General features: G+C 53.5%; 17 protein-coding genes. 5 read left to right on the top strand and 12 right to left on the bottom strand.

Features of this window, described 5'->3' with window-relative positions:
* Window positions 1-114: 114 nt before the first annotated feature.
* Both BT119_RS20820 and BT119_RS20815 read right to left on the bottom strand, forming a co-directional pair.
* Window positions 115-711, bottom strand: coding sequence for a cytochrome b (locus BT119_RS20820; protein ID WP_003434345.1), 597 nt, complete (start codon window positions 709-711; stop codon window positions 115-117).
* Window positions 712-744: 33 nt separating this feature from the next.
* Window positions 745-1,341, bottom strand: a complete 597-nt coding sequence (locus BT119_RS20815; protein ID WP_003434343.1) for a TetR/AcrR family transcriptional regulator — start codon at window positions 1,339-1,341, stop codon at window positions 745-747.
* 148 nt (window positions 1,342-1,489) lie between these two features.
* Here BT119_RS20815 and BT119_RS20810 point away from each other — a divergent pair, with 148 nt between their 5' ends.
* From BT119_RS20810 to BT119_RS20795, 4 genes are all read left to right on the top strand, one after another.
* Window positions 1,490-2,701: a multidrug effflux MFS transporter gene (locus BT119_RS20810; RefSeq protein ID WP_003434341.1), complete on the top strand. Its 1,212-nt coding sequence runs from the start codon at window positions 1,490-1,492 to the stop codon at window positions 2,699-2,701.
* A gap of 272 nt (window positions 2,702-2,973) precedes the next feature.
* A complete protein-coding gene (locus tag BT119_RS20805) occupies window positions 2,974-3,210 on the top strand; it encodes a hypothetical protein (RefSeq protein ID WP_003434339.1) in 237 nt (78 codons plus the stop codon).
* 260 nt (window positions 3,211-3,470) lie between these two features.
* Window positions 3,471-4,154, top strand: coding sequence for a response regulator (locus BT119_RS20800; RefSeq protein ID WP_003314561.1), 684 nt, complete (start codon window positions 3,471-3,473; stop codon window positions 4,152-4,154).
* Window positions 4,151-5,491, top strand: a complete 1,341-nt coding sequence (locus tag BT119_RS20795; RefSeq protein WP_046719116.1) for an ATP-binding protein — start codon at window positions 4,151-4,153, stop codon at window positions 5,489-5,491. The genes BT119_RS20800 and BT119_RS20795 overlap by 4 nt, the downstream gene beginning before the upstream one ends.
* 291 nt (window positions 5,492-5,782) lie before the next feature.
* Here BT119_RS20795 and BT119_RS20790 read toward each other — a convergent pair whose 3' ends face one another.
* The 7 genes from BT119_RS20790 to dcm all read right to left on the bottom strand — a co-directional run bounded on the left by BT119_RS20790 (window position 5,783) and on the right by dcm (window position 13,278).
* The gene (locus BT119_RS20790; RefSeq protein WP_072366865.1) at window positions 5,783-7,123 is read right to left on the bottom strand and encodes a type II restriction endonuclease; all 1,341 of its coding nucleotides are present in this window, start codon (window positions 7,121-7,123) and stop codon (window positions 5,783-5,785) included.
* A gap of 391 nt (window positions 7,124-7,514) precedes the next feature.
* Entirely contained in the window at window positions 7,515-8,261 is a 747-nt protein-coding gene (locus tag BT119_RS20785; protein WP_046719114.1) for a hypothetical protein, read from the bottom strand.
* Entirely contained in the window at window positions 8,258-9,043 is a 786-nt protein-coding gene (locus tag BT119_RS20780; protein ID WP_046719113.1) for a hypothetical protein, read from the bottom strand. The genes BT119_RS20785 and BT119_RS20780 overlap by 4 nt, the downstream gene beginning before the upstream one ends.
* Window positions 9,018-9,905 (bottom strand): hypothetical protein, encoded by an 888-nt coding sequence (locus BT119_RS20775; RefSeq protein ID WP_072366864.1) that lies wholly within the window; start codon window positions 9,903-9,905, stop codon window positions 9,018-9,020. The genes BT119_RS20780 and BT119_RS20775 overlap by 26 nt, the downstream gene beginning before the upstream one ends.
* Window positions 9,906-10,023: 118 nt before the next feature.
* A complete protein-coding gene (locus tag BT119_RS20770; protein ID WP_072366863.1) occupies window positions 10,024-10,983 on the bottom strand; it encodes a hypothetical protein in 960 nt (319 codons plus the stop codon).
* Window positions 10,984-11,329: 346 nt separating this feature from the next.
* Entirely contained in the window at window positions 11,330-11,800 is a 471-nt protein-coding gene (locus tag BT119_RS20765; RefSeq protein WP_072366862.1) for a very short patch repair endonuclease, read from the bottom strand.
* 53 nt (window positions 11,801-11,853) lie between these two features.
* On the bottom strand, window positions 11,854-13,278 hold the full coding sequence (dcm, locus tag BT119_RS20760; protein ID WP_046719111.1) for a DNA (cytosine-5-)-methyltransferase: 1,425 nt from the start codon (window positions 13,276-13,278) through the stop codon (window positions 11,854-11,856).
* Window positions 13,279-13,868: 590 nt separating this feature from the next.
* Between dcm and BT119_RS20755 the strand changes: the two genes are divergently transcribed.
* On the top strand, window positions 13,869-14,399 hold the full coding sequence (locus tag BT119_RS20755; protein ID WP_072366861.1) for a BRO-N domain-containing protein: 531 nt from the start codon (window positions 13,869-13,871) through the stop codon (window positions 14,397-14,399).
* 52 nt (window positions 14,400-14,451) lie between these two features.
* Here BT119_RS20755 and BT119_RS20750 read toward each other — a convergent pair whose 3' ends face one another.
* From BT119_RS20750 to BT119_RS20735, 3 genes are all read right to left on the bottom strand, one after another.
* Window positions 14,452-14,742: a hypothetical protein gene (locus BT119_RS20750; RefSeq protein ID WP_003434330.1), complete on the bottom strand. Its 291-nt coding sequence runs from the start codon at window positions 14,740-14,742 to the stop codon at window positions 14,452-14,454.
* A gap of 374 nt (window positions 14,743-15,116) precedes the next feature.
* Complete coding sequence (locus BT119_RS20740; protein ID WP_072366859.1) at window positions 15,117-18,233, bottom strand: autotransporter serine protease; 3,117 nt, start codon at window positions 18,231-18,233, stop codon at window positions 15,117-15,119.
* Window positions 18,234-18,323: 90 nt separating this feature from the next.
* On the bottom strand, window positions 18,324-21,329 hold the full coding sequence (locus BT119_RS20735; protein ID WP_072366858.1) for an autotransporter serine peptidase EprS: 3,006 nt from the start codon (window positions 21,327-21,329) through the stop codon (window positions 18,324-18,326).
* Between the last annotated feature and the right edge of the window lie 248 nt (window positions 21,330-21,577).

Below are 21,577 nucleotides of genomic sequence, written 5' to 3'. Positions count from 1 at the left end.
CATGGAACAAAGGAGATAGTAGACTAATGACTCCTGCCCCTCTGTCAGAGGCAGGATTTAAACATCAATCCCTTAATTTGGAAGCGTTCTCCACGCTTGCCGGGCTCCCACAGCTCATGACGCTTTAGGCAGGCTTGACCAAGGCAGCATACGTCTCAAAACACTGTCGCGGCGTACCAGGTGATGGAAGAGCGCAGCTAACACATGCAGGCTCACCACGACCCAGGCAACCCACTTCCCAAGGAAATGATGAACAGTATCTATCGGAGCCTCAAACGCTTCATAGCTTAAACTGAATGTGACACTGAACCAGGCGAATAGCTTGGTTTCATTGAAGCCTGTCATGCTGAACAGTCCGAAGTCAGTAGGTGCCCCCGTGCCCAAGTAGCCCGTTAGCGGCATCGCAATCATCAGACCATAGAGTCCCCCGTGTGCAACGTGCGCGAGTATGTGTTCCAACGCCGAACCGGGCGGGTTATCCGGCTGCATGTCCAGCAATCGCCATAGCAACCTGGGCAACACTAGAAAACCGACTAGCAGGCCAAGCACCCAATGAATATTGAGCACTGGCAAAGACTCCGGCGAGGTGTCATCCATGAACCAGATAACGTAATAGACGACGATGTAAGCCGCGATAAATGAAGCCGCGCTCGTCCAGTGAAAAAATTTGGCAAGGCCACCAAAACAGGTCGCGCTATTGCGCCATTGCATAGTAGGTATTCCTGAAAAGTGAGGTGGCAGCGGTTAGCTATTAAGCAGACCGCTTAGTAGCCGTTCCAAGCCTTCAAGTGCTTGGGCCAAACGTGCCTCAATGTCGCCATCAGGTTCTGCGATCCAGAACGATGCTTCGGTGACAGCGCCATAGATCATTCGGGCTGTCACGGTTGTGTGCAGCGGTGCCACGACACCTTCGGCAATCAGTCCGTCGAGCGCGGCTTGCAGTGCGGCAATGCCCAATGACTGAGCGGCTTGCGGAACATCACCGAAGATGGCTCGTGCATCCTGCAAGATAATCCGGCGGATTTCCGGCTCCAGTGCCAGTTCAAGATAGGCGCGACAACGTCGACGGAATGCTTCCCACGGAGAAGGTGCCGCATCCGAAATTGCCTGAAGGCGTTCGCCCACTTCGGTCTCGATCTGCTCGATGACTGCGAGTAGCAATCCTTCCTTATTGCCAAAATGGTGATAGATCGCCCCCCTCGTCAGACTGACTTCGGCGGTGAAATCATCCATTGAAGTATGAGCGAAGCCCTGGCTGGCAAATGCCTGCCGGGCGGCTGCTACCAGCTTGGCGCGAGTTTGCTCAATCATTCCGGCGCGCGTACGGCGTTGTTGCTGCATAAAAACATCCTTTTTAGCTCACATACGCCGCGTACGCTAATTGACATACCTCTCGAATGTCAATACGATTTGATTTTGCATGCGTAGCGTATGTGAATTCTCTTTGATGCGTTGCAAGTGCATCCTGAAGGTACGAGTCGGTCAAATTATGGATACCCCACAGCACACCGTCGGCTTCAAGGCAGCAGCCTCTCTGGCCTTGATCACAATACTTGGGCCCTCGGCCATCGATATGTACTTGGCGGCCATGCCCCAGATGACCAAGGACCTGAATACTGACTACGCCACCATGCAGCTGACGTTGACGGTGTTTTTATTGGCAATGGGCGCGGGACAGCTCGTGTTCGGGCCGGTTATCGACGCGCTAGGCCGCCGACGCCCTTTGCTGGCGGGCCTGGCGGCGTTCATCCTGGCTTCGTTATGGGCATCCTTAAGCGAGTCGATGGGCGCCATGCTGCTCGCTCGATTCTTTCAGGGGCTGTCTGTTGCGCTGGTGCTCGTTATCGCCATGAGCTCGGTGCGCGACCTCTCCAGCGGCATTCGTGCCACGCAGCTCTTCGCTCTGCTCGTGACCATACAGGGTGCCGCCCCGATACTCGCACCGGCATTCGGCGGCATCATCAATGTGCACTTCGGATGGCGAGCCGTGATGCTGGCGCTGGCCATTGTCGGTGTGTTGGCTTTGTTAAACTCCAGTGTTTGCCTACCGGAAACCTTAGCCAGAGAAAAGCGCACGCCGTTCAGGCCTGCCAGTGTGTTCGGCACCTATCGGCGTCTTGTTGCGGATAAGCGATTTATCCTTCCTGCTCTGGCCCTTTCATCCGTGTTTTTCTTTTTGTTTGGCTACGTCGGTGGTGCATCTTTTGTTTACCAAAGTGGCTACGCCTTGCGTTCAGACATCTTCGGCTTTGTATTCGGCGGCACGGGCGTGGCTATGATGTTGGGTGCAATGACCGGTAGCCGTTTGGCCAGCAGATGCTCGGCGAGCCTGATGGCACTGCTTGGAGTTGCCATGATGAGCGGCGGTTCAGCGCTGGCACTGCTCGCCGTGTACGTAGGTGCAGATCTTTATGGCATCGTCCCAGCGCTATTCATCGCTGTTTTCGGTTTTGGGATCGCCGAACCATCACTCATGTCCATTGCGATGGCCTCACAAGAACGAGCTTTAGGTGCCACTGCCGCTTTATTAGGTGCCAGCACGCACATTCTAGGTTCGCTTGCTACACCGTTGGCCGGCTCTCTCGCACAGATCGGCGCGCATGCATGGTTGGCTTTGCTGCTTGCGGCTGCGTTGGTGAGCCTTGCTCTTGTTTTCATTAGTGTCCGTAGCGTGAGCGAAAAAGTCATACCCGTACAGTGACGATGTGCGCTCATTTGCAGGGTGACCTGTTGTCGGCATTTACAAGAGCGAATGTTTAGCAGTTCTTTTGTATAGCAAACTCGCCCTTTATAAAGGCTGCTGTAGTTTACAGTCGGCGCGAGGGCGCTGAACGACAGGAATAATCGTATACGTCTGTATTTTTTTGTGATTTTTAGTCGCTCTTAATACTGGGTTAATCGAGGTGCATTAAATTATAGCTCATCCAAGCAGACGGATTAGCTCTGCAAACCTGCCCCGAGAGGAATGTATTAATGAAAACGCCGACGCTGGTTTTGGCTTCGTTTCTTAGTCTGTGTTGCTGCGCCGCTTTTGCTCAAGACGGCGCTGATATGTTGCAAAAACGCCAAGAAGCTAGAGCGCTTGAGCGTCAGCAAGCACGTGAGAAACTTGCGGAGCCTGAAGACAAAAAGCACAACGAGAAATCGGCTGTCACCTCATCAATCAAACATAAATATGTGTCAAAATCTGAAGAAAAGCCAATCCATTGAAAAATGTTTTCCACTGCCTAAGCCAACGCACTGACGTTGATGAGGGCTCGAATATTTAAAGTGATTGAAGATAACGCTCAGCCTGTTTTTTTGGGGCGGATGATATGAACATAGCTGTATCAATCATCTGCCTGTTGAGAAATAAACGTTCAGTCAGACAGGCAATCTGCAACATCAGGCATAGTTATTTTTCGTGAACGCAGACCGTAGCGGCTCCGATGCGTTCTATGTGTAATTCTTTCCTCCATTAGGGTCCACCAATGCACGTTCTGCTTTGTGAAGATGACGAGCTTATTGCCAGTGGCATCGTCGCTGGTTTGCATGCTCAAGGCCTTAACCTTGACCGTGTTGGCTCAGCCTCTGCGGCTCATGCGATCTTAGATGCGGCGCAGTTTGACGTGATGATTCTTGATCTGGGGTTGCCCGATGAAGACGGTATCAGCCTTTTGAGATCCTTAAGAAGTCGAGGGCATAACATCCCGGTGTTGATTTTGACCGCACGTGATGACGTGGATGATCGGGTCAAGGGGCTCCACGCTGGAGCTGATGACTACATGGTAAAGCCATTCGACCTTAGGGAACTCTTTGCTCGATTACATACGTTGGTTCGTCGCGTTGCAGGACGAACGGTAAACCACATCGAACATGGCATTCTCACTTACGACCCCAGTACGCGGGAAACCTGGCTATCTGGCACTGCCATAGACCTTTCGCGTCGTGAACAAGCAGTGCTTTTGGCCCTCCTGAACAATCCAGGGCGTGTTCTCTCGCTTGAGCAACTAAAAGATAGCGTGTACGGGTTCACTGATGAGGTCGAGAGCAATGCACTTAATGTCCATATTTTTCATCTAAGGCGCAAATTGGGAGGGCAAATCATCGAGACGGTTAGAGGCTCAGGGTATCGACTAGGCGTTGCTTCTTCACTCCAGAGTTGCTGTTCGTGAGCCTGCGTTTACGCTTAAGTCTGATACTGGGTGTTGCTTTTGTCGCGGTCTGGACACTCGCTGCGACCTGGATGTTCCAAGATGTACGTAGCCAAATGATGTACTCACTGGATCAGCGACTTGTGGCATCAGCACGAATGGTTGCGGGTTTGGTCGCCCAGTTGCCTCAACCTTTGTCCAGCAAAGATCACGGGGCTCATTTCAGCGCCGATCAGTTGGGCATCCCCGATGGCATGGCGTGTGAGGTCAGTTCGTTGCGCGGGGAAATTTTGGCAAGTAACCGCAGCAATACTGGCACTGTCATCGCCAGTCCCAGCGGTGGTTTTTATGACCAAGTGATTGATGGAGAGCATTGGAGAAGTTTCACGCTTGTGCAGGACGACGTTCGCATCACGACGGCTGACCGCGAGCAAGAGCGTGAGCAACTGAATCACTCTGTCCTGCTATCAGCGTCAATGCCAGTATTGGTAGCGCTTTTGTCCTGCGTCGCAACGCTTTGGTTGGGAATAGGTAAGGGCCTGGCGCCACTCAATCGTATGCGCGACGAATTGAGAAAGCGCAACATCGACTCCCTTGAACCACTGCACCTTCAGATGCTTCCTTGTGAGTTAAAGCCTTTGCTGGAAACTCAAAATCACTTGTTGATGCGTATCAGCCGGGCAATCGAGCGTGAACGCCGCCTGACGGGTGATGCAGCACATGAATTACGTAGTCCATTGACGGCCATTAAGACCCATTTGCAGGTTGCGCAAATGACTTCAGGGGACGCGCAGTGCTTGGCGTTGAGCCGAGCCGAGCAAGGTACTGATCGTCTGCATAGCACGCTTGAGCAATTGCTTCTGTTGGCCAGGGTTGAAGGCAGTCTGTCATTTGATGATGGAAGTCAATGCGGTGTCGAACAGGTCGTTTCGTTAGCTGTTCAGGATGCAACGTCCAGCACAGAGCGGATAGTTCAGACCTTTCAGTTTGTAAGACCCTTGGCGTGCCTGGATATGCCGGCCGTACTTGCCGTGGCTGCGCTTCGCAACCTACTTGATAATGCGCTGCGCCACAGCCCAGCAAATACGCAGGTGGTCGTTAGCGTGACCGACGATAGCGGGTTCGCGTTGGTGACGGTTAAGAACGTGAGCGTTGAGATGTCACAAGATAATATTCATCTCCTGACTGAGCGATTTTGGCGCGGTAGCTCAAGTACTGGCTGCGGTCTTGGCCTCGCCATCGTGCAAGCTATAGTCGAGAGATGCGGGTGCACAATAAAATTCACAACCACCAGTCAGTATTTCGAGGTGACGCTAGGCATGCCTTTGGTGCCCGCCAAAGGGGAAAGTTACGAATAGCGCTGTCTGATGCAGTACATTCAGCGTTGGTGCTTCAGCAACATGAAACACCGAAACACCGAAAGCAACGCCAAAACCCTTAGCACAATTTAGCTAACTTAAAGCTAATTAAATCATTAATCAAGCGCAGATGGCGCACCTATTAAAAGCATAGACATACCATCGCCTATAGCGAAGCTTGCAAACAGCTGCGCCCGGACACGCCAGCACCAGATTGTATTTACTTAAACAGCATTAACTTTTTTAATTTCAAATAATTTTAGTCGCCACGTCTTTCATAAGTTCGATCAATCACAGTGAAATAATTAATGACGGACGCTTCGATTTCACTTCGTCATCAAAAAACTGTTTAAAAGTAATGACATTACCATAGCCGTTGTAAGCCGATTCTTTAGCTTTCTTCAAAGACTCTGGCACCACCAAAAAAATAGCATTGCGATGCATTTCGTCAATAGCTTCACCCGACACGCGATCGTCAACAGTAGCTAGAAAAATTGCTCCGAGTGGTTTCTCTAAAGCTAACTGTTTCCAACGCTCACGCAGAGTAGTTTTCAATGACACAATCAAAGCATCTCCCTTTAGATTAAGGGCCTTGACGTCAGGTAAAACAAAATCCGGACGACGACCACCGAACACTACTTGCGCTTCGTGGCGGATATGACCATCCCTGAAAAGCCGCGCCACATGGTGCTCAAACGAAAGGCCAGCTCTACTTTTTCTGGTTTGCGCAGCGCTGAGGAATATTGAATCCAGCTCAGAAAACGCCCGAACAAGATTAGCGACAGGATCACCACCGCCGTGAAGCAGAATTCTTGCAACTTGAGCAGCACGATAGCGAAGCTCCGCCTGTTTATAAATAGAATACTCAATATCCCTGCTAATACACATAACTGCATCACCAGGCTGGGAGATTGAAAATGGATTCATATCGTCCAAGCTATTCTCATTGAGCCACTTGGTCTGCGCCCGCACTGCCAACGCTTCTGGAGATGGAAGAGCCTGCTTTTTGATGAATTGCTCAAGAGTACCCTCTTGAATTGCTTGGGATAACTCGAGGATAAGCTGATCGATTTCAGATGCAGATGCAGATGCAGATGCATCAAGTAAAGACGGATTAAATAGACCATAGTGAAAATCAGCTTTAAGCTCAAATAAAGTTTCAATAATTTCCGCTTCTTCGCTCACCGAATCAACAACAATGAACCAGTAGCGTGTGCCAAACTTTAATTGAGCAAGCTTCCCTACAATGAGTAACGAAGCAGGTGTTAGCCTTTGAAACTGTTCTTTGGGAACCCCAGTGTGTTGCCACTCATATCTGGGCCTAGCCTTAGCAATATCATTAGGGTTACGCATCGAAAAATATTTGATCGTCGAAGTCCTTACCTCGCCAGAGGCAGGCCAGAAAGTCTGATATTCCGCGTCAAATATGTGCGATTTATCCGGATTGGAGTTCTTCAACTCTGGGAAAAAATTAGATTCTGCAATTGCACGAGGGATTAAAAAACCATTCTGATGACCATTTTTTGGGCTATCAGCCCACGAAGTATCGTTGCGCGATAGCTTCTTGATGAAGATGCATTCACTGCTGCTGACGAGTTTAGAGATCTCACTCCACTCGGGATGAAAGCCCATAACCACCCTCCTATATGTATAGTTTCTATAAGGCTACTTTTGCTTCGACCCATTGCGCTAGCAAGATTAATTCAACAGTAGAAAAAAGTAAATCCTTACCTAAAAATACGATTTCGAAACACCATCCAAGACTTAGCACTAACACTAAAAATTTAAACCCCATGAAAACCAAATGCTATTTTGAAAACAACTTTGACATGACCTTTCATGCGCAGCATAAACACAAAGACAAATGCTAAACATATGGGAGGCTGCGCGCAGCCTCCCATATGTTTCCTATCACCTACACATCGCTTTATTTAAGATAAATCTTTTCAATATTTTTGAAAAAATCTATCACACTTTAACTCACTTCAATTAACTTCCAGACACAAAACATTAAAATGATTATTCAATTTCGCTCACGCCAACTTTGATATTCGGCCGGAAGCAGATCAGCAATTTTATTATCGGTCATCTGACGTAAGTTATAGGTACGCTCAAATTGTTTAAAGGTGAACGGTAAACGACGGACGCCACCTAATCCGGCCTTACTTTTCGGGTCACAGCTAGCTTCCTTTGTGCGCTGCGAAGTAACTCCTTTTTTTACTGAGCCATCAGGTAAAGAGTAAAGTGTATTAGCTACCGGCCAGAAACTTTTGTGAGCATATATTTCTTGGCGCGCAGTCATCTGCTCTGCCATCTCCCCCCAGGGTGATTTAGAGGAACCTAACGCAACCCTTGCCGCCGTTCCGTGCATGTGAACCAAGTCCCATGCAGTCCGGGTGATAAGGCGGTACACCAACCGTGGAGACTGAAAAGTATAGTGCGGCTTAGCCAAAGGCTTTCCACCGCCAGTTCCCTGACCCTTTTTTACAAGACTATCTATAAAAGCTAACGAAAGCCATGACCATATACCATAGCTAGATAAAAGCGTAAAACGGTCTTCCACTCCAATGAAGACCTCAGCCAAATAATCCCCCAGATCATAGCTCGTTGGAAAAATTTTAGACGTATCAATATGATACACGCCATCAATTGTGTCAGTAGCGCCATCGTCCTCCAGAAGATTTTTTGGAGCTTCGCCAATAGGGTTGTTGAGCCATGCATTGAACGTGGCGATACCCGACTCATTAAGTGATCTGACTTGGCTCATCATGGCTGCTCACCCTCCATATCTATCGACACTTTAGTCTTCTGGTATTTGAAAATACTCTTAGAAGCGAATTTTTCGACAACTTCCTCAGCCCAATTCTGAAAAGCCAAGATTTCGTCATTTTCTGAATAAGGAGGCTCACTAACACCCAATGCGGTGATAAAGTCCTTCCATGAGGAAATCCAAGTTTCAGAGTCATCTAGCGAAGATGAAGCTTGAGCGATTGCCATCGCAATCTGGCGCATTACTTCTGGCATCACAAGAATACTGAACCAAGGATGGTTTGCAGCAGAAGCGGCAGTAGGAAACAAAGACCTCTCTACCAGAACATTTGGTTTGTCGCCAGCCCCCGTGCCTTCCGGGAGCATAAGTTTCCAAGCAATGCCGTTTAGATCTGTGGGTTCAATATCTACCAAACTGGAGCCCAGATATCCAGTTTCGTCTAAAGCCTGCACGCCTTCCGCATAGCCAACTAACAGTGATTCATCTGGCTTGTTAAAAATGAATCTGAACTTTAAGGGCTTGTCGGTAGCAATAGTTCGAATGCTCGTAGGCGTTTTTCTAAAATCTGACACTGGGCCAAGTTCAAAATACTCTTCGGTACGTCCCGCGTATGCGATGCAGGCTAAATGTATATAGGGCTCAAGCTTCGCAGCCAAATAATCGAAGCTATCCAGCCAAAAAACCCTATTGCCGGAAACGTCCCTGTCTAGCCGTACCACGAACAGCTTTTTGTCGATTTGCTTCAGTCCTGTGGGATTAGTTGTCCTCGTTATCTGCCCCATCAAGCACCTCCTGATATTTCACACGAATTTCAAGCTGTCGTTTACTGTCAAAACCGGAAACGGATAGCCAAGAGGTTTCATCATCCAAACGAAAGCTCATTGTATTAAGCGCAGTTATCAGATTCGAAACAGCTGAATTCTTGCGAGGGTATAATAACTCATCACCGATCCAAAAATCCGCAGCATCCCAAAGTTTGAACGCGTCACCTACAGAAGTTGCATAGGCTAAAGTAATTTTACAATCTATAGGAAAGATAAATCCTTCGGATTTATTTGCATGAAGTTCAAAGCCATCATTTAGAATCTTGAGCACGACTGGCTTGGGTTTTGGTTTTGGAATTTCCTCGGGAAACTTAGGGCCTCCTTTAGGCGTATCCGAAACTCCTCCGCCTCCTCCCAACCGTTTGGCAGCTTCAGAACCAGGATCGGCGAAGTACACTGCCAAGGCAGCCTCATCTTTTTTGCCCTCTGGAGAAATCAATTGCACAAGCCGCAACGCCGCATTTCGAACTGCATTAAGCACATCGCCAGGCGCATTGTATTGAGTAACAACTTTAGGTCGACGTGCATTCCAATTGCGATGGGTGGGCTCTTCGGCAGCAACCAGCAAATCCGACAAATTAGAATCCTGAATGAAAGTAAGCGCCATTACCGGGGATATTGTGCGCGCAGCTTTCAACCTCTTTTCACCGTCAATCCCAAGGTCTTGTCGAACAAACAACTCTTGGCTCTGTTCTGCACTTTCATCCTGCTGGAGAAAAACCCGAAACTTGGCAGGCGAAGCCTCCTTGGAGTTTTTCTTCTTGACAGCAATTGTAAAATCAACTGAAACAAGATCGGAATCGCCGAATTTTTTCTTCAACGATACGAGTTCAGCATTCTCGAAAAAGCCGTCTGTCAGTTTCGCTTCCCGGTTCCATGACTCCTTTGCAGTAGCCGTAACAGCTTCAGCAGATCTTTGCGCAGTCAGAGCTAGAAAATCACGATAGCTTTTGACAAGTCGGCAGCTTTGCCCCCATCTCGTCTGCTACATTAGCAATGCTAGATGCGTTTAGAGCGACGCCACCAACTTTGACTTCAAGACGTCCTCGATTAATAGCAAAGAAGAACTCATTAACCACTGCATTACGCAGAGTTTCTTCCGTTATATCCCCTAACGGCAGTGGAATGAGAAAGGTTGTGCCCGCCTCAGCCCCTCTGGACAAACCCAATTCGGCCTTCATTGCCATAAGCATAGAGGCTTGGGTAATTGGAGTAGCTAGCTGATTTGGATCGCTGATCGCGCCCCATCTTGCCTCTTTGGCCCATCTACTATTATCACCAAGCAGTTTATAGTTTCGCTTAAAACGACAGCATCCAAAGAGAAGCTCGACCCCATCCGACTTTCTATTAGTTAACGCAAATACGCTTCTCAGCTGACTGGCCAAATATAGGGTGATTTTTCCTTGACCTGCACCACCATTCGACTTGGTAGTTTTCGCGCCTTCGCCTTCTCGGAACCAGAATGCGTTCCAGTTCTCAGCGGAACCTTCGCTTGATGAATCCGTGAAGCAGCCCTCCAAGCCAGTGGTTCCAAAATCCTCGATCACAAGAAACTTCATGGTGGTAGGCTGCTCGCCACTCACGATCAAATCACCTGCCCGAAAATGCTTGATCCAATCGTCGGAAAAAATTGATTGAGCAAATTTACTATTGCTCACATCAACCGTAACAAGCTTGTATTCTACTCGCACGACGTCATCAGTGCTGCGTGCGTCCAATGGATTTTGAAGAGTTTCACGGACCAAAATCTCAACGTTGGTGCGTTCTTCGTCTGCAAAGTTGTCGTCTGAAATGCTTGAACCCGAAGTCTCATTAGGATTCAATGGGCGAAACTGCCAATGAGCCAAATCAACTCTCCTTATTGAGAAGCCCTGCATAACCGCAGGGACAACATCCATTTATCGAAATCGCCTAGATTCGGCGTCTCCAGCAACCTATTCAGGCGCTATCTGCAATTCTCTACGAACAACGATACAGAAAGCAAGCCAATTGATAACATCAGACTATTCTTTACACCTCTAACAGGTAAAACTCTGCAGCAGGCTCCTGCGCTTTATCACAATCAATAAACACCCAAATACAAGTCAATAATCGATTTTTCATGCGAATCCTTACAGACTCATACTTTCATTCGTACCAACACACCATCATTCCTCTTACGACTTATTTGCACAACTTAACTCCACACAGATTCAATTTATCGTAAAGAACTGAATCCGACACTAAATATCTACCAGCTCATAATTATACAAAGCCATTTAGATCTACTTCTTCTAACTGGAGATATTCCGAACCGCTTACCACCCAGTTGCTAACAAGATCAACAAGCAATGTTGAATGTTGTTTTTTCATACACCGAACTGCACACTCCCAAATAACCAGCACCCTCCAGCCTAAAAATTGTAAAGAAGCTATTTGAGTTGAGTCTCTGGTTTTATTTTTGCCAATTTTTTCGAGCCAAAACTCTGTACGGGTTTTGGGGACTTTAAAGAAACGGCAATCATGGCCATGCCAAAAACAGCCATGAATGAAGATGACTGCTTTGTACTTCGGCAGTATCAGATCCGGTTTACCCGGGAGGTGCTTTGCATGAATCCGGAAGCGGAATCCTCGAGCATGCAAAGCTTTTCTTATTAAAAGTTCCGGAGAGGTATTTTTCCCCTGAATACCCGCCATCATCCGTGAACGGGTTGCAGAATCCACAACATCAATCATGCTTGCCCCTCATCGGGGCGAGTAGCCCCAATATCAGTAGAAGCATTTTCGACTTAAGCAGGCAGTGAAAATTCCAATTGAGGAGCATCTACAGCTTTTTCTTTTGCAGCGAGGATCCTGCTTTTCATCAGCTTGGCTACCGCCTCAAAAACCGGAACCGCAACAGAGTTACCAAACTGCCTATACGCCTGTGTATCCGAAACAGGGATGACAAATTCACTCTCACCAGGCTTGTCAAAGCCCATCAGCCGTGAGCACTCGTGAGGGGTCAGCCTGCGCGGGCGATTGATCTGATTCAGCTCACTGTTGAAATCAAGGTGCTCTACAAAACCTCGGTCTACCAGTATTTCAGATCCATCCTTGTGATAGCGCGCAGATAGCGTGCGGGCGACGTCGTTGGGACGTGTAAGCCCAAAGCCGAAGCCATTGCCTTTCTGACGGTGCTTCTCTGCGTAGCGGTAGAGATAGTCCCAAAGCTTCGGGGTAAGGATGTATTTGCTATCCACTTCCTTGTCCAGGAGATCCCCAAAGCTGGGGCGTTGCTTTGGTATAAGCTTTTCGATGTCACGAAGCGTGAAGCCCCCATGCACATTCAGATCCCGTCGAAATCCAACCAACACGATTCGCTCGCGGTGCTGAGGCACGAAATGCTTCGCATCGATCACCTTGGGGTCTGAACCCTTTGGGGCATTGACGTCGGCAACTTCATATCCGAGCTCGTCCAATGCTTCACAGATGATTCGGAACGTATTGCCCTTATCATGGCTTTTGAGATTCTTGACGTTTTCAAGAAGAAACGCAGATGGCCGTTTTGCCGCAATGATCCGAGCTACGTCAAAGAAAAGCGTCCCTTGAGTTTCACATTCAAACCCGTGCTTGCGGCCAAGCGAGTTCTTTTTGGATACGCCCGCCAGCGAAAATGGCTGGCATGGAAATCCAGCAAGAAGCACATCGTGATCAGGAATCTCGCGATCGATATGCCGATACGCTTCTTCGTCACTGATTTCTGGTTTGTCAGAGAGGGTTACCGTACGGATATCCTGATTGAATTTATGGCGCTTCGGATCACAGTAGTGGTTTGCCTTATAGGTTCTGACGGCATGGGTATTCCACTCCGAGGTGAAAACGCATTCGCCGCCAATCGCCTCAAACCCCTTACGAATGCCACCTATACCAGCGAACAGATCTATAAACGTAAATGACGGCTTATAGGTCGGAGGCTTTGGGAGCAACGACTCGAGATGCTTGTATTCGTTATACGTCAGGCGGGGCGTCGATTTACCCTTGACCCAGCGATTCACCGTCTCACGGCAGTGTAGTGATCCTATCTCGTTGAGCTTTGCTGCCAATTGCCCTTGATCATAGATCTCAAGAAGCCTGCGCAAAAGATCCATGTCTTGAGCTGGATGTGGATCAGAAAAGGAGACGGGCTGGCTCATTTGAGATGATTCGGGCATTGCGGCTTCAAAGAGATTCATGAGCCATTTTCCTCTGGGTCAAACGTGTGACGAACGATCACCATTCTATTCCTTTATCACGGGATGTAAATTCCTCATTTCGCTCAAAACGAAAAGGACGACACGCGATTTAGAGATAAGAAAGGCAGGCTTTTTTACTGTATGAAAACACAGTATATGGAGGTTTCCTGGTCTGTCCAGGTCATTTTTCAGCAATGTAGAGGTCTCGCTTTTTCCCAACCTTTTGACGCATATTCCTACAGATTTTGCGGTCTTTTCTGCACATGCAGGAGATTGACGACATCAACCAATCACCCTAACCTTCACGACCTGAGCCTAAGAAACTCGAAAACCAGAGCGGTCCTCCGCACCCGACAGCCATGCGGCTTTTTTGCGCCAGCGGTTTCCCTACGCCTGCAGGAAAGGTCACGTTTTATGCCGGGAGTGGGCGAATACAAGACCCGAAAGGGGAATATGTCCGGCCCGTCTCTGGTGGGTTTCTTAGCTCCCGGCACCTAAATCCTTGCCCTAAGAAAGCATCCAGAGGTTCACCATGACCAATCCGCGCTATAGATCCGTTTCTCGTCTACCGTCCGTTTCGGAGGTGGCACATGACTAAGCCCCTCACCCCAACCCCCTTCCACCGCCACAACCGCCAACTCCTCGCCCTCCTCCTCGAAAACCAACCCTGGTTCAGCGCCCGCGATCTGGGTCGCATGATCGGCTGGCCATTGAACGAGCGGACGCTGCGCAAGCTGGACGCTGACCAGCACCGCATGATCACGCTCGACCTGCACGGCGAAGCACAATCAGAGCTGATGGTCAGTGAGTCGGGGGCGTACGCGATGATGGTGCATCACTACCACGCGGAAAATCGTGGGTTACGACAGTGGCTTACCCATGAGGTGGTGCCTGCGTTGCGGGATGGGCAGGTACCGTTCGATGACTGCACGCCGAACCTGAGCCTGCTGCAGTGGCCGGGGTTGTCGGTGAGTCTGTTGCACTGGCACAGCGAGCCGTGGATACGGTTGCGGGATATGCCGATGCTGCTGGCGCACCCGCAGATGCAGGTTGAGGGGCGGCCACGTAGTTTGGGCAGGCCTTGGTGGCGGGCGGTGCTGCCTGCGTCTCGGCTAGGTTGAATGCGTGGTGATGGCCGTGCCATGTGGGTAACGGCCATTGTGTCTCGTGGGATCAGTCTTTCAGGCGGCGTCGATAGTCGTTGATCATTTCTTTGGTGACGTCATCCTTGTAGCAGATGGGTGCGTAGCCGCCTTTGCGGCTGTACGCGCTGCGTTTGCCACATTGACTGCCATTGCTGGCAGAGTTGTAGGGGCACGGGCAGCGGCCGGGGTAGCTGTCGATGGATTCCTGGATGATGGCTTTGACGATTGAGGCGTCTGTGATCTGGGTTTCTCTGGCGTTTGCGGAGAAGGCACAGAGGAATGCGAGTATGGCGACGAAGCCTGTCCCTGTCTTTTTCATGGCTATTCCTTAGCGAGTGCAGACGAGTTTCTGTTGCAAGGTTTTACCATGATGCTATTAGGCCATCAAATTTTGTTTATTGAGGTTCTCTGGTGGAGGCATGGATAGGCCAAGCCTGAAACTTGGTTTGTAGAGGATGTACCGCATGCACAGGTTTTGCTGCCGGTTCCCGGCATATCGCGAGCAATGCGGATCGCCGCCCCGGTTGCTCCTACGCCCTGCGGGCAGAAGCCTGAACTTATGAGTGATCCAGCATTCGCGTGATGGTTGGATATGACGCGGAGTGTCACGAAATGCGTGCCAACGCGGAGCATTGGCACGATAGGTATTACCGAGTGCCTGCGGGGCTACTGCCCCCCCGCAGGCATCCCACATCAGAACTGCCAATCCAGCGACAGACCCACGCCGTGGGTTTTATCGCGTGCACCTAGCAAGCCGTTGTAGTCCAGGTTGATGCGTGCGTCCCTGCCCAAGGCCAGGCTGGCGCGGGCACCGACTACGGCGGCGTCGCGGTCCATGGAGACGCTTTGCACGTTGAAGCTGTTGCCGGCGCTGGCGAAGGCCAGGTGTTGTTCGGACGAGGTGTCGCTCAGGTTGTGCTGCCAGCCGAGGGTGGCGGAGACGTCGAGTTTTTGTGTGTCGTTGAGGTTGAAGCGGTTACCGGCGCGCATGCCCAGGGTCGAGAGCACGGTGTCGCGGGTGTCATCGCTGCCTTTGAGGGCTGTAGCGCCGCCTTTTTCGGTGAAGCTGTCGCTGTCGAAGTGTACGTAGGCCAGGTTGGCGAATGGCTCCAGTGCCAGCGGTTGCAGGTTCAGGCGGTAGGCGGCTTCGGTGAAGACCTGGCTCGACTGGGCGTCACGCTTGACCTTCTGACGGTCGGAAAACGCGCCGAATTGCAGATCGCGTTTCACGTCGATGCGGTGCCAGCTGTGCGACGCGCCTGCGGTGAGGCGCAGTGCGCCCTGTTCGTGGCCGATGTAGGCGCCCAGGTGGTAGCTGTCTGCCGAGGCCCGCGAGTGGGTGTCGTCGCCCAGGCTCAGCGAGGTGTCGCTGTAACCTGCCATCGCGCCCAAACGGGTGTGTTCGCTGATCAGGCCGTCGACGCCTGCCAGCAGGCCACCCAGCGATGAGGTCGAGCTGGCGCTGTCACTGCTGCCGCTGTTTTTGCCCCAGGCACCCAGCGCTTTGACCCACACCGAGTTGTCTTCAGTGCCCGGTGCTGGCTGGTCGTACAAGCCTTCCACGCGCAGGCGATCACCCACGGCGTCGCGCAGTTGGCGGCTGTCGTTGATCAATTGCGTGGCGATGGCCGGGTGCACTTCGCCGGACAGTTGGGTGAATGCGCGGCGTGCGCTGGCGGCGTCCTGGCTGAGGATGATGCTCTCGTAGACCGAGTTGCCTGCACTCAGTTGCTCAATGGCTTGGGCCACGCTGCGTTGGTTGGACGTTTGCGCCGCGCTGGCGAAGCTGTCGCCATTGCGCTCCAAGGCCAGGGTTACGCCAGTGCCGGTGTAATTCAGGTTGCCGTCGAGGAATGCGTAGTTATCCGTCACCGAACCGAACTGACCCTGAATGCCGCCAGCCGCTTGCAGTACGTTGAACTGCTGACCCAGAACGCTGCGGGTCTGGTTGCTGCTGAGCAGTGCTGCGTTGTCGTTTTCCAGGGACAGGGCCATGTTGGCGCCGCTTACGGTCGCGGTGCCGCCGACCACGATGCGGTCGCTGGCAGTGGGCGAGAATTCAACCGCGTAGGTCGAGCCCGGTGCCAGGTTGAGGTTGCCCGCCACCTGCAGGGTGCCGATAGAGTTGCCCGGTGCAATTGTGCCGCCACGGTTGGCGGTCAGCGACGCGACGCTACCGTTGCCACCCAGAATGCCGCCGTTGTTGACGGTGACGGCAGAGGTCAGCGAGCCGTTGATGGCCAGGCGTCCTTGATTGACCAGCGTTGGGCCGCTGTAGCTGTTGGCCCCGCTCAACACCAGGGTGCCGATGCCTTGTTTGGTCAGGCCGCCGTGGCCGGAGATGTTGTTGCTCCACACGTCCAGCCCGCATTGCGGCCCGGTGCAGGTGCGCTGCGTCGGTTTGCCGGCATCGACGATCGCACCGACGCCAGGCAGGTCAGCCACGAACTGGCTATCGCCGTAGGCGCCGTCGATACGGAATTCGGCAGGAATATCTGCCTCGGTCACGAACATGCTCGGGCCGTTGATAGCCTTGCCGAGGTTGATCATGCCCCAGCCGTATAGCGCGTCGACGCCCGGTGCGCCAAGGTCGGTGGCGGTGGTCTTCAGCACGTCGGCAACCTGCGCGCCGGTCATGTACGGGAAGCGCTCCATCAGCACAGCCATGCTGCCTGCCACGTGTGGCGCGGCCATTGAGGTGCCGTTCTTGTTGGCCCAGCCGACGGTCAGGTCTGCAAGGCTGGTGCCGTTGAGCACCGAGCTGTAGATGCGCGTGCCTGGCGCCGAGACGCAGAAGCTGGCGGTGTAGCCGCAGCGCGACGAGAAGGTGCTCAGCGTGTAGGGCGTGGTGGCGGCCGCTGCGGCATCCGGGTTTTGTTGCAGGGCGGCGACGGTCAGCCAGTTGGGGGCGATCTCCGGTACGAAATAGCCGAGCCCGGCCATTGCGTCGGGGTTGTTGAGGTTGTAGTCGTTGCCTGCGGCGAAGATGGTCACCACGCCGCTGCGTGCCGCGTCGATGGCCCCCTGATACGCGCCACCCGGACGCGTGCCGAGGATCTGGCGGATCTGGTCGAACTGCACCTGTGCGTCCTGCACGGTGAAGTGCGGGAACGCCGGATCGCGACCGCCCTTGCTGAAACGGTCGGTAATGCCGATGCCCCAGCTGTTGTTGATGACCCGCGCGCCGCTGTTGACCAGCGCGTTCCAGCCGGCCTGATACACAGCGCCGTCGTTGCCCAGCACGATGCCGTCTTCCGGGCCTGGGTCGCCGTTGTCGGCGCTGATGATTTGCGCGTTGTAGGCCACGCCGTGCATCGGACCACCATCGCGATTGCCACCGGCGATGCCGCCGACGTGGGTGCCGTGGTTACCGAGTTTGCCGCCGGAGTCCAGGCTCGGTGCGCCGTCGTAGCGGAAAGCGTCGCCCGCCTTCACCGGGATATACGGGTCGGTGTATTCGCGGATGCCGCTGGTGACCAGATTGACCACCTTGTTGGGGCTGTCGAATTCCGGATGCGGGGCATAGACCGGCTGGTCGAAGATGCCCAGTTTGATGTCCTTGCCCGAGTAGCCTGCAGCGTAGGCCTGATCAGCATTGATCGCGCCCAGGCCCCAGTCGGCATTGAATTCGGCACTGCGCCAGCTGGCCGCATTGCCCGCCTGCCCTGCTTCCACATACGGTGCGGCATGCGCCACGCCCAGTGTCGCCAGGTAGCAGGCGAGCGCGCCGCAGGAGGCGCGATTGATCGCCCGAATGGCGTGGCCCAGGGGTTTGACAGAGGTGTGTCGGGTGTTGAATACATCTTTCATCAAGCTACCGTCCTTAGTTAACGCGCACGAATCTCCGCGCGCATGCATTTGCATGCGCGTCGTTCTTTTGGTTTTAGGGTTGCGTACTGCTTAGAACTGCCAGTTCAGACTCAGGCCCACACCGTGACTTTTCTCACGACTGGCCAGTTGACCGCTGTAATCGAGGCTGATCCTCGCCTCTTTGCTCAACGCCAGGCTGGCATGAGCACCCACCAGCGCAGCGTCACGCACCAGTGGCGAGCTTTCGATAGCGAAGCTGCTGCCACCGGAGGCAAACGCCAGATGCTGTTCGGAGTTGGTGTTGCTCAGGTTGTGCTGCCAGCCGAGGCTGCCGGACAGGTCGACCTTCTGGCGGTCGCTGATCGCGATGCTCTTCAGGGCACGCAGGCCCAGGGTACTGAGTACCGCATCACGGTTGTCGCTACCGGCAGACAGCGCCGCCGCATCGCCCTTCTCGGTGAAACTGTCGGTGTTGAGGTGGACGTACGCCAGATTGGCGAACGGCTCAAGGGTCGCGGGTTGCAAGTGGATGCGATACGCCGCCTCGGTGAACACTTGCGTGCTCTGTGCGTCGTGTTTGGTTTTCTCCTTGCCCGCTGCGCCGCCGACCTGCACGTCGCGTTGCGCATCGATGCGATGCCAGCTGTGTGCGGCGCCGAGGGTCAGGCGCAGTGCGCCGATTTCATGGCCGAGGTAAGCGCCCAGATGGTAGCTGTCCACCGAAGCCCGGGAATGCGTGCCGGAGCCCATGTTCAACGAGCTGTCGCTGTAGCCTGCGACGGCGCCCAGACGGGTGTCATCGGCAAGGTTGCCATCGACACCGGCGAGCAGCCCGCCAATCGAGGAGGTGTAACCGGCGGTGTCGTCGCGCGAGTCGGTCTTGCCCCATGCGCCCAGGGCTTTGAGCCAGACGTTATCTTGTGCGGCAGTGTTGCCATCGGTGCCAAACACGCTGGCGCCCAGGCGCTCACCCACCGCATCGCGGACCTGGCGGCTGTCGTTGATCAGCATGCTGCCGATGGCCGGGTAAATTTCGCCGGACAATTGCTGGAAGCTGTCGCGTGCGGAGGCGGCGCTCTGGGTAAGCAGCAGGTTTTCGTACACCGCGTTACCGGCGCCGAGTTGTTCGGCGGCAGTCGCCACGGCAGCCTGATTAGGAGTTCGCGCCACGCTGTTGAAAGCGGCGGTTTGCTCAACGTTCAGTGCCACGCCGGTGGCTGCGTAGTCGAGTCGGCCACCGAGGAAGGCGTAGTTGGAAGAGACGCTGCCAAACTGGCCGTTGATACCGTTGGCGGCTTGCAGCACGCTGTACTGGCGACCTACCACGCTTTGGATCGGTGCAGAACTCAAGGCCACTGGCGTTGTATTCTCCAGAGCCAGCGTCATGTTCGCGCCTGACACGATAGCGCTGCCAGTGGCGACGATGCGGTCACTGGCGGTCGGTGAAAGCTCCACGGCGTAGGTCGAACCCGGCTCGAGGGTCACATCACCATTGACCTGCAATGTACCGATGGAATTGCCCGGCGCGACGATACCGCCGTTGCGCGCTGTCAGCCCGCCGATCTGGCCATTGCCGCCCAGTGTGCCGCCGGCGTTGACCTGCACGGCTGACACCAGCGACCCATTGACCGACAGCACGCCGCCATTGACCAGCGTGTCACCGCGATAGGTGTTGGCGCCGTCGAGAATCAGGCGGCCTGCGCCGGATTTGATCAGGCTGCCCTGATACTGGCGTTGCGCAGCAGCAGCGGCGCGAGCGGTGCCGGTGGCGTAATCGGCCTGATCCTGCTGGCTGGCGGTGCTGGCAACGCCGTTCTGCCAGCCTTTGCTGATCAGGGTTTGCTGCCAGGTGGCCTGCTCGGCGCTGTCCTCGGCCTGACGCTGGATCAGCGCCTGATCGGAAATATCGTTGCTCCACACATCAGTCAAACCTGCGCCCAGATTGGCATCGAAGGTGCCGAGCAATTGGCCGGGACCGCGCATCGCCCGCTCCAGGTTTGCCACACCCCAGCCGACGCTGTTGGTCGGTGCCTGGGTGATCGAACCGTCGAGCTGGGTGGCGGTGGTCAACAGCACTTGCAGCGCCTGCTCGTTGTTCATGTACGGGAAGCGCTCCATCACCAGCGCCAGCGCGCCAGTGGCATGCGGCGCGGACATGGAGGTGCCGGATTTAATGCCGTAGCCACCGCCCGGCACGGTGCTGTTGACCAGCCGACCGGGCATGGTGATGCACCAGTATTTGGACAGGCCGCACTGGTTGTAGCGTTGACCGTTGCTGCTGTCGAGGCCCGACACGGCCAGCCAGTGGCCTTCGAGGTCCGGCTCGAAAAACGGCAGCGACGCCCGCACGCTGGCATTGGCGTAACCGCTGTTGCCGGCGCTGAACACGTTGATCACACCCTTGCGCGAGACATTCGCCGCTTCGTCCAGCCAGGTGCCGCGGTTGTAGTGTTGTGCGTAGGCAGCGCGCACACCTGCTTCGGTGGCGTAGGTCACGTCGGCCGGCTGGCTGCCCCAGCTGTTGTTGATGGCGCGCACGCCGGCATCCGCCAAGGCGCCGTACACCGCCTTGAAATACTGCGGGTCGGGGTTGGGGCCGAACAGGAAGCTGTCATTCTGGTTGGTGTTGCCGACGTAGATCTGAGCGTTATACGCCACGCCGTGCATGCCGACGCCATCGCGCGCCGCGCCCATGGTGCCGGTGACGTGCGTGCCGTGGGTGTCGTTGTTCGGGTTGATGGCACCGGTGATGCTGAACGGCGAGCCGTCAACGTAAGTACCGGTAGCGGTGACTGCGTGGTAGCGGGATGGCGTGGCTTCCGGGTGGGACGGGTCGAAACCCGAGTCCAGCGCACCGATCTTGACGCCGGCCCCGGTGATGCCAGCGGCGTAAGCCTGATCAGCCTGGATACGGCCCAGCCCCCAATCGCTCTGGAATTCTGCCGACCGCCAACTGGCCGCGTCACCCGGCTTGCCCTGTTCGACATAGTCAGCATAAGCCGAGCAGCCAAACGTAAAAGACAGCGCACAAAGCGCGCCTGTTGCTACAGGCTTGAACGAATAACGGACAACACCCACGCACTTCGACTTTTGCATCCCTGCACACCTGATACTGGTTGGCTCTTGATTGAGCGATTCCAGAACATAGTCTGCAGTTATGCACTTGGCAACAGATTTATTTCAATTCTGATACAAGTTTAAGTACATAAGGATAATGCATTACTGGATATATAATTCAGTGATATCCGTTTGAATGTATTGAGTTTTTTTTGATATGGAGGTAATTGAATTGATTAGTGGCAATTTAATTGCACGCTCTCCACTTTTTCTAGTTTTCCAGCCCA

It is taken from the genome of Pseudomonas sp. NFACC10-1 (assembly GCF_900119195.1).
GTDB lineage: Bacteria > Pseudomonadota > Gammaproteobacteria > Pseudomonadales > Pseudomonadaceae > Aquipseudomonas > Aquipseudomonas cerasi.
Note: the sequence above shows the minus strand (reverse complement) of the source record. Positions and strands in the feature narration are given on the sequence as shown.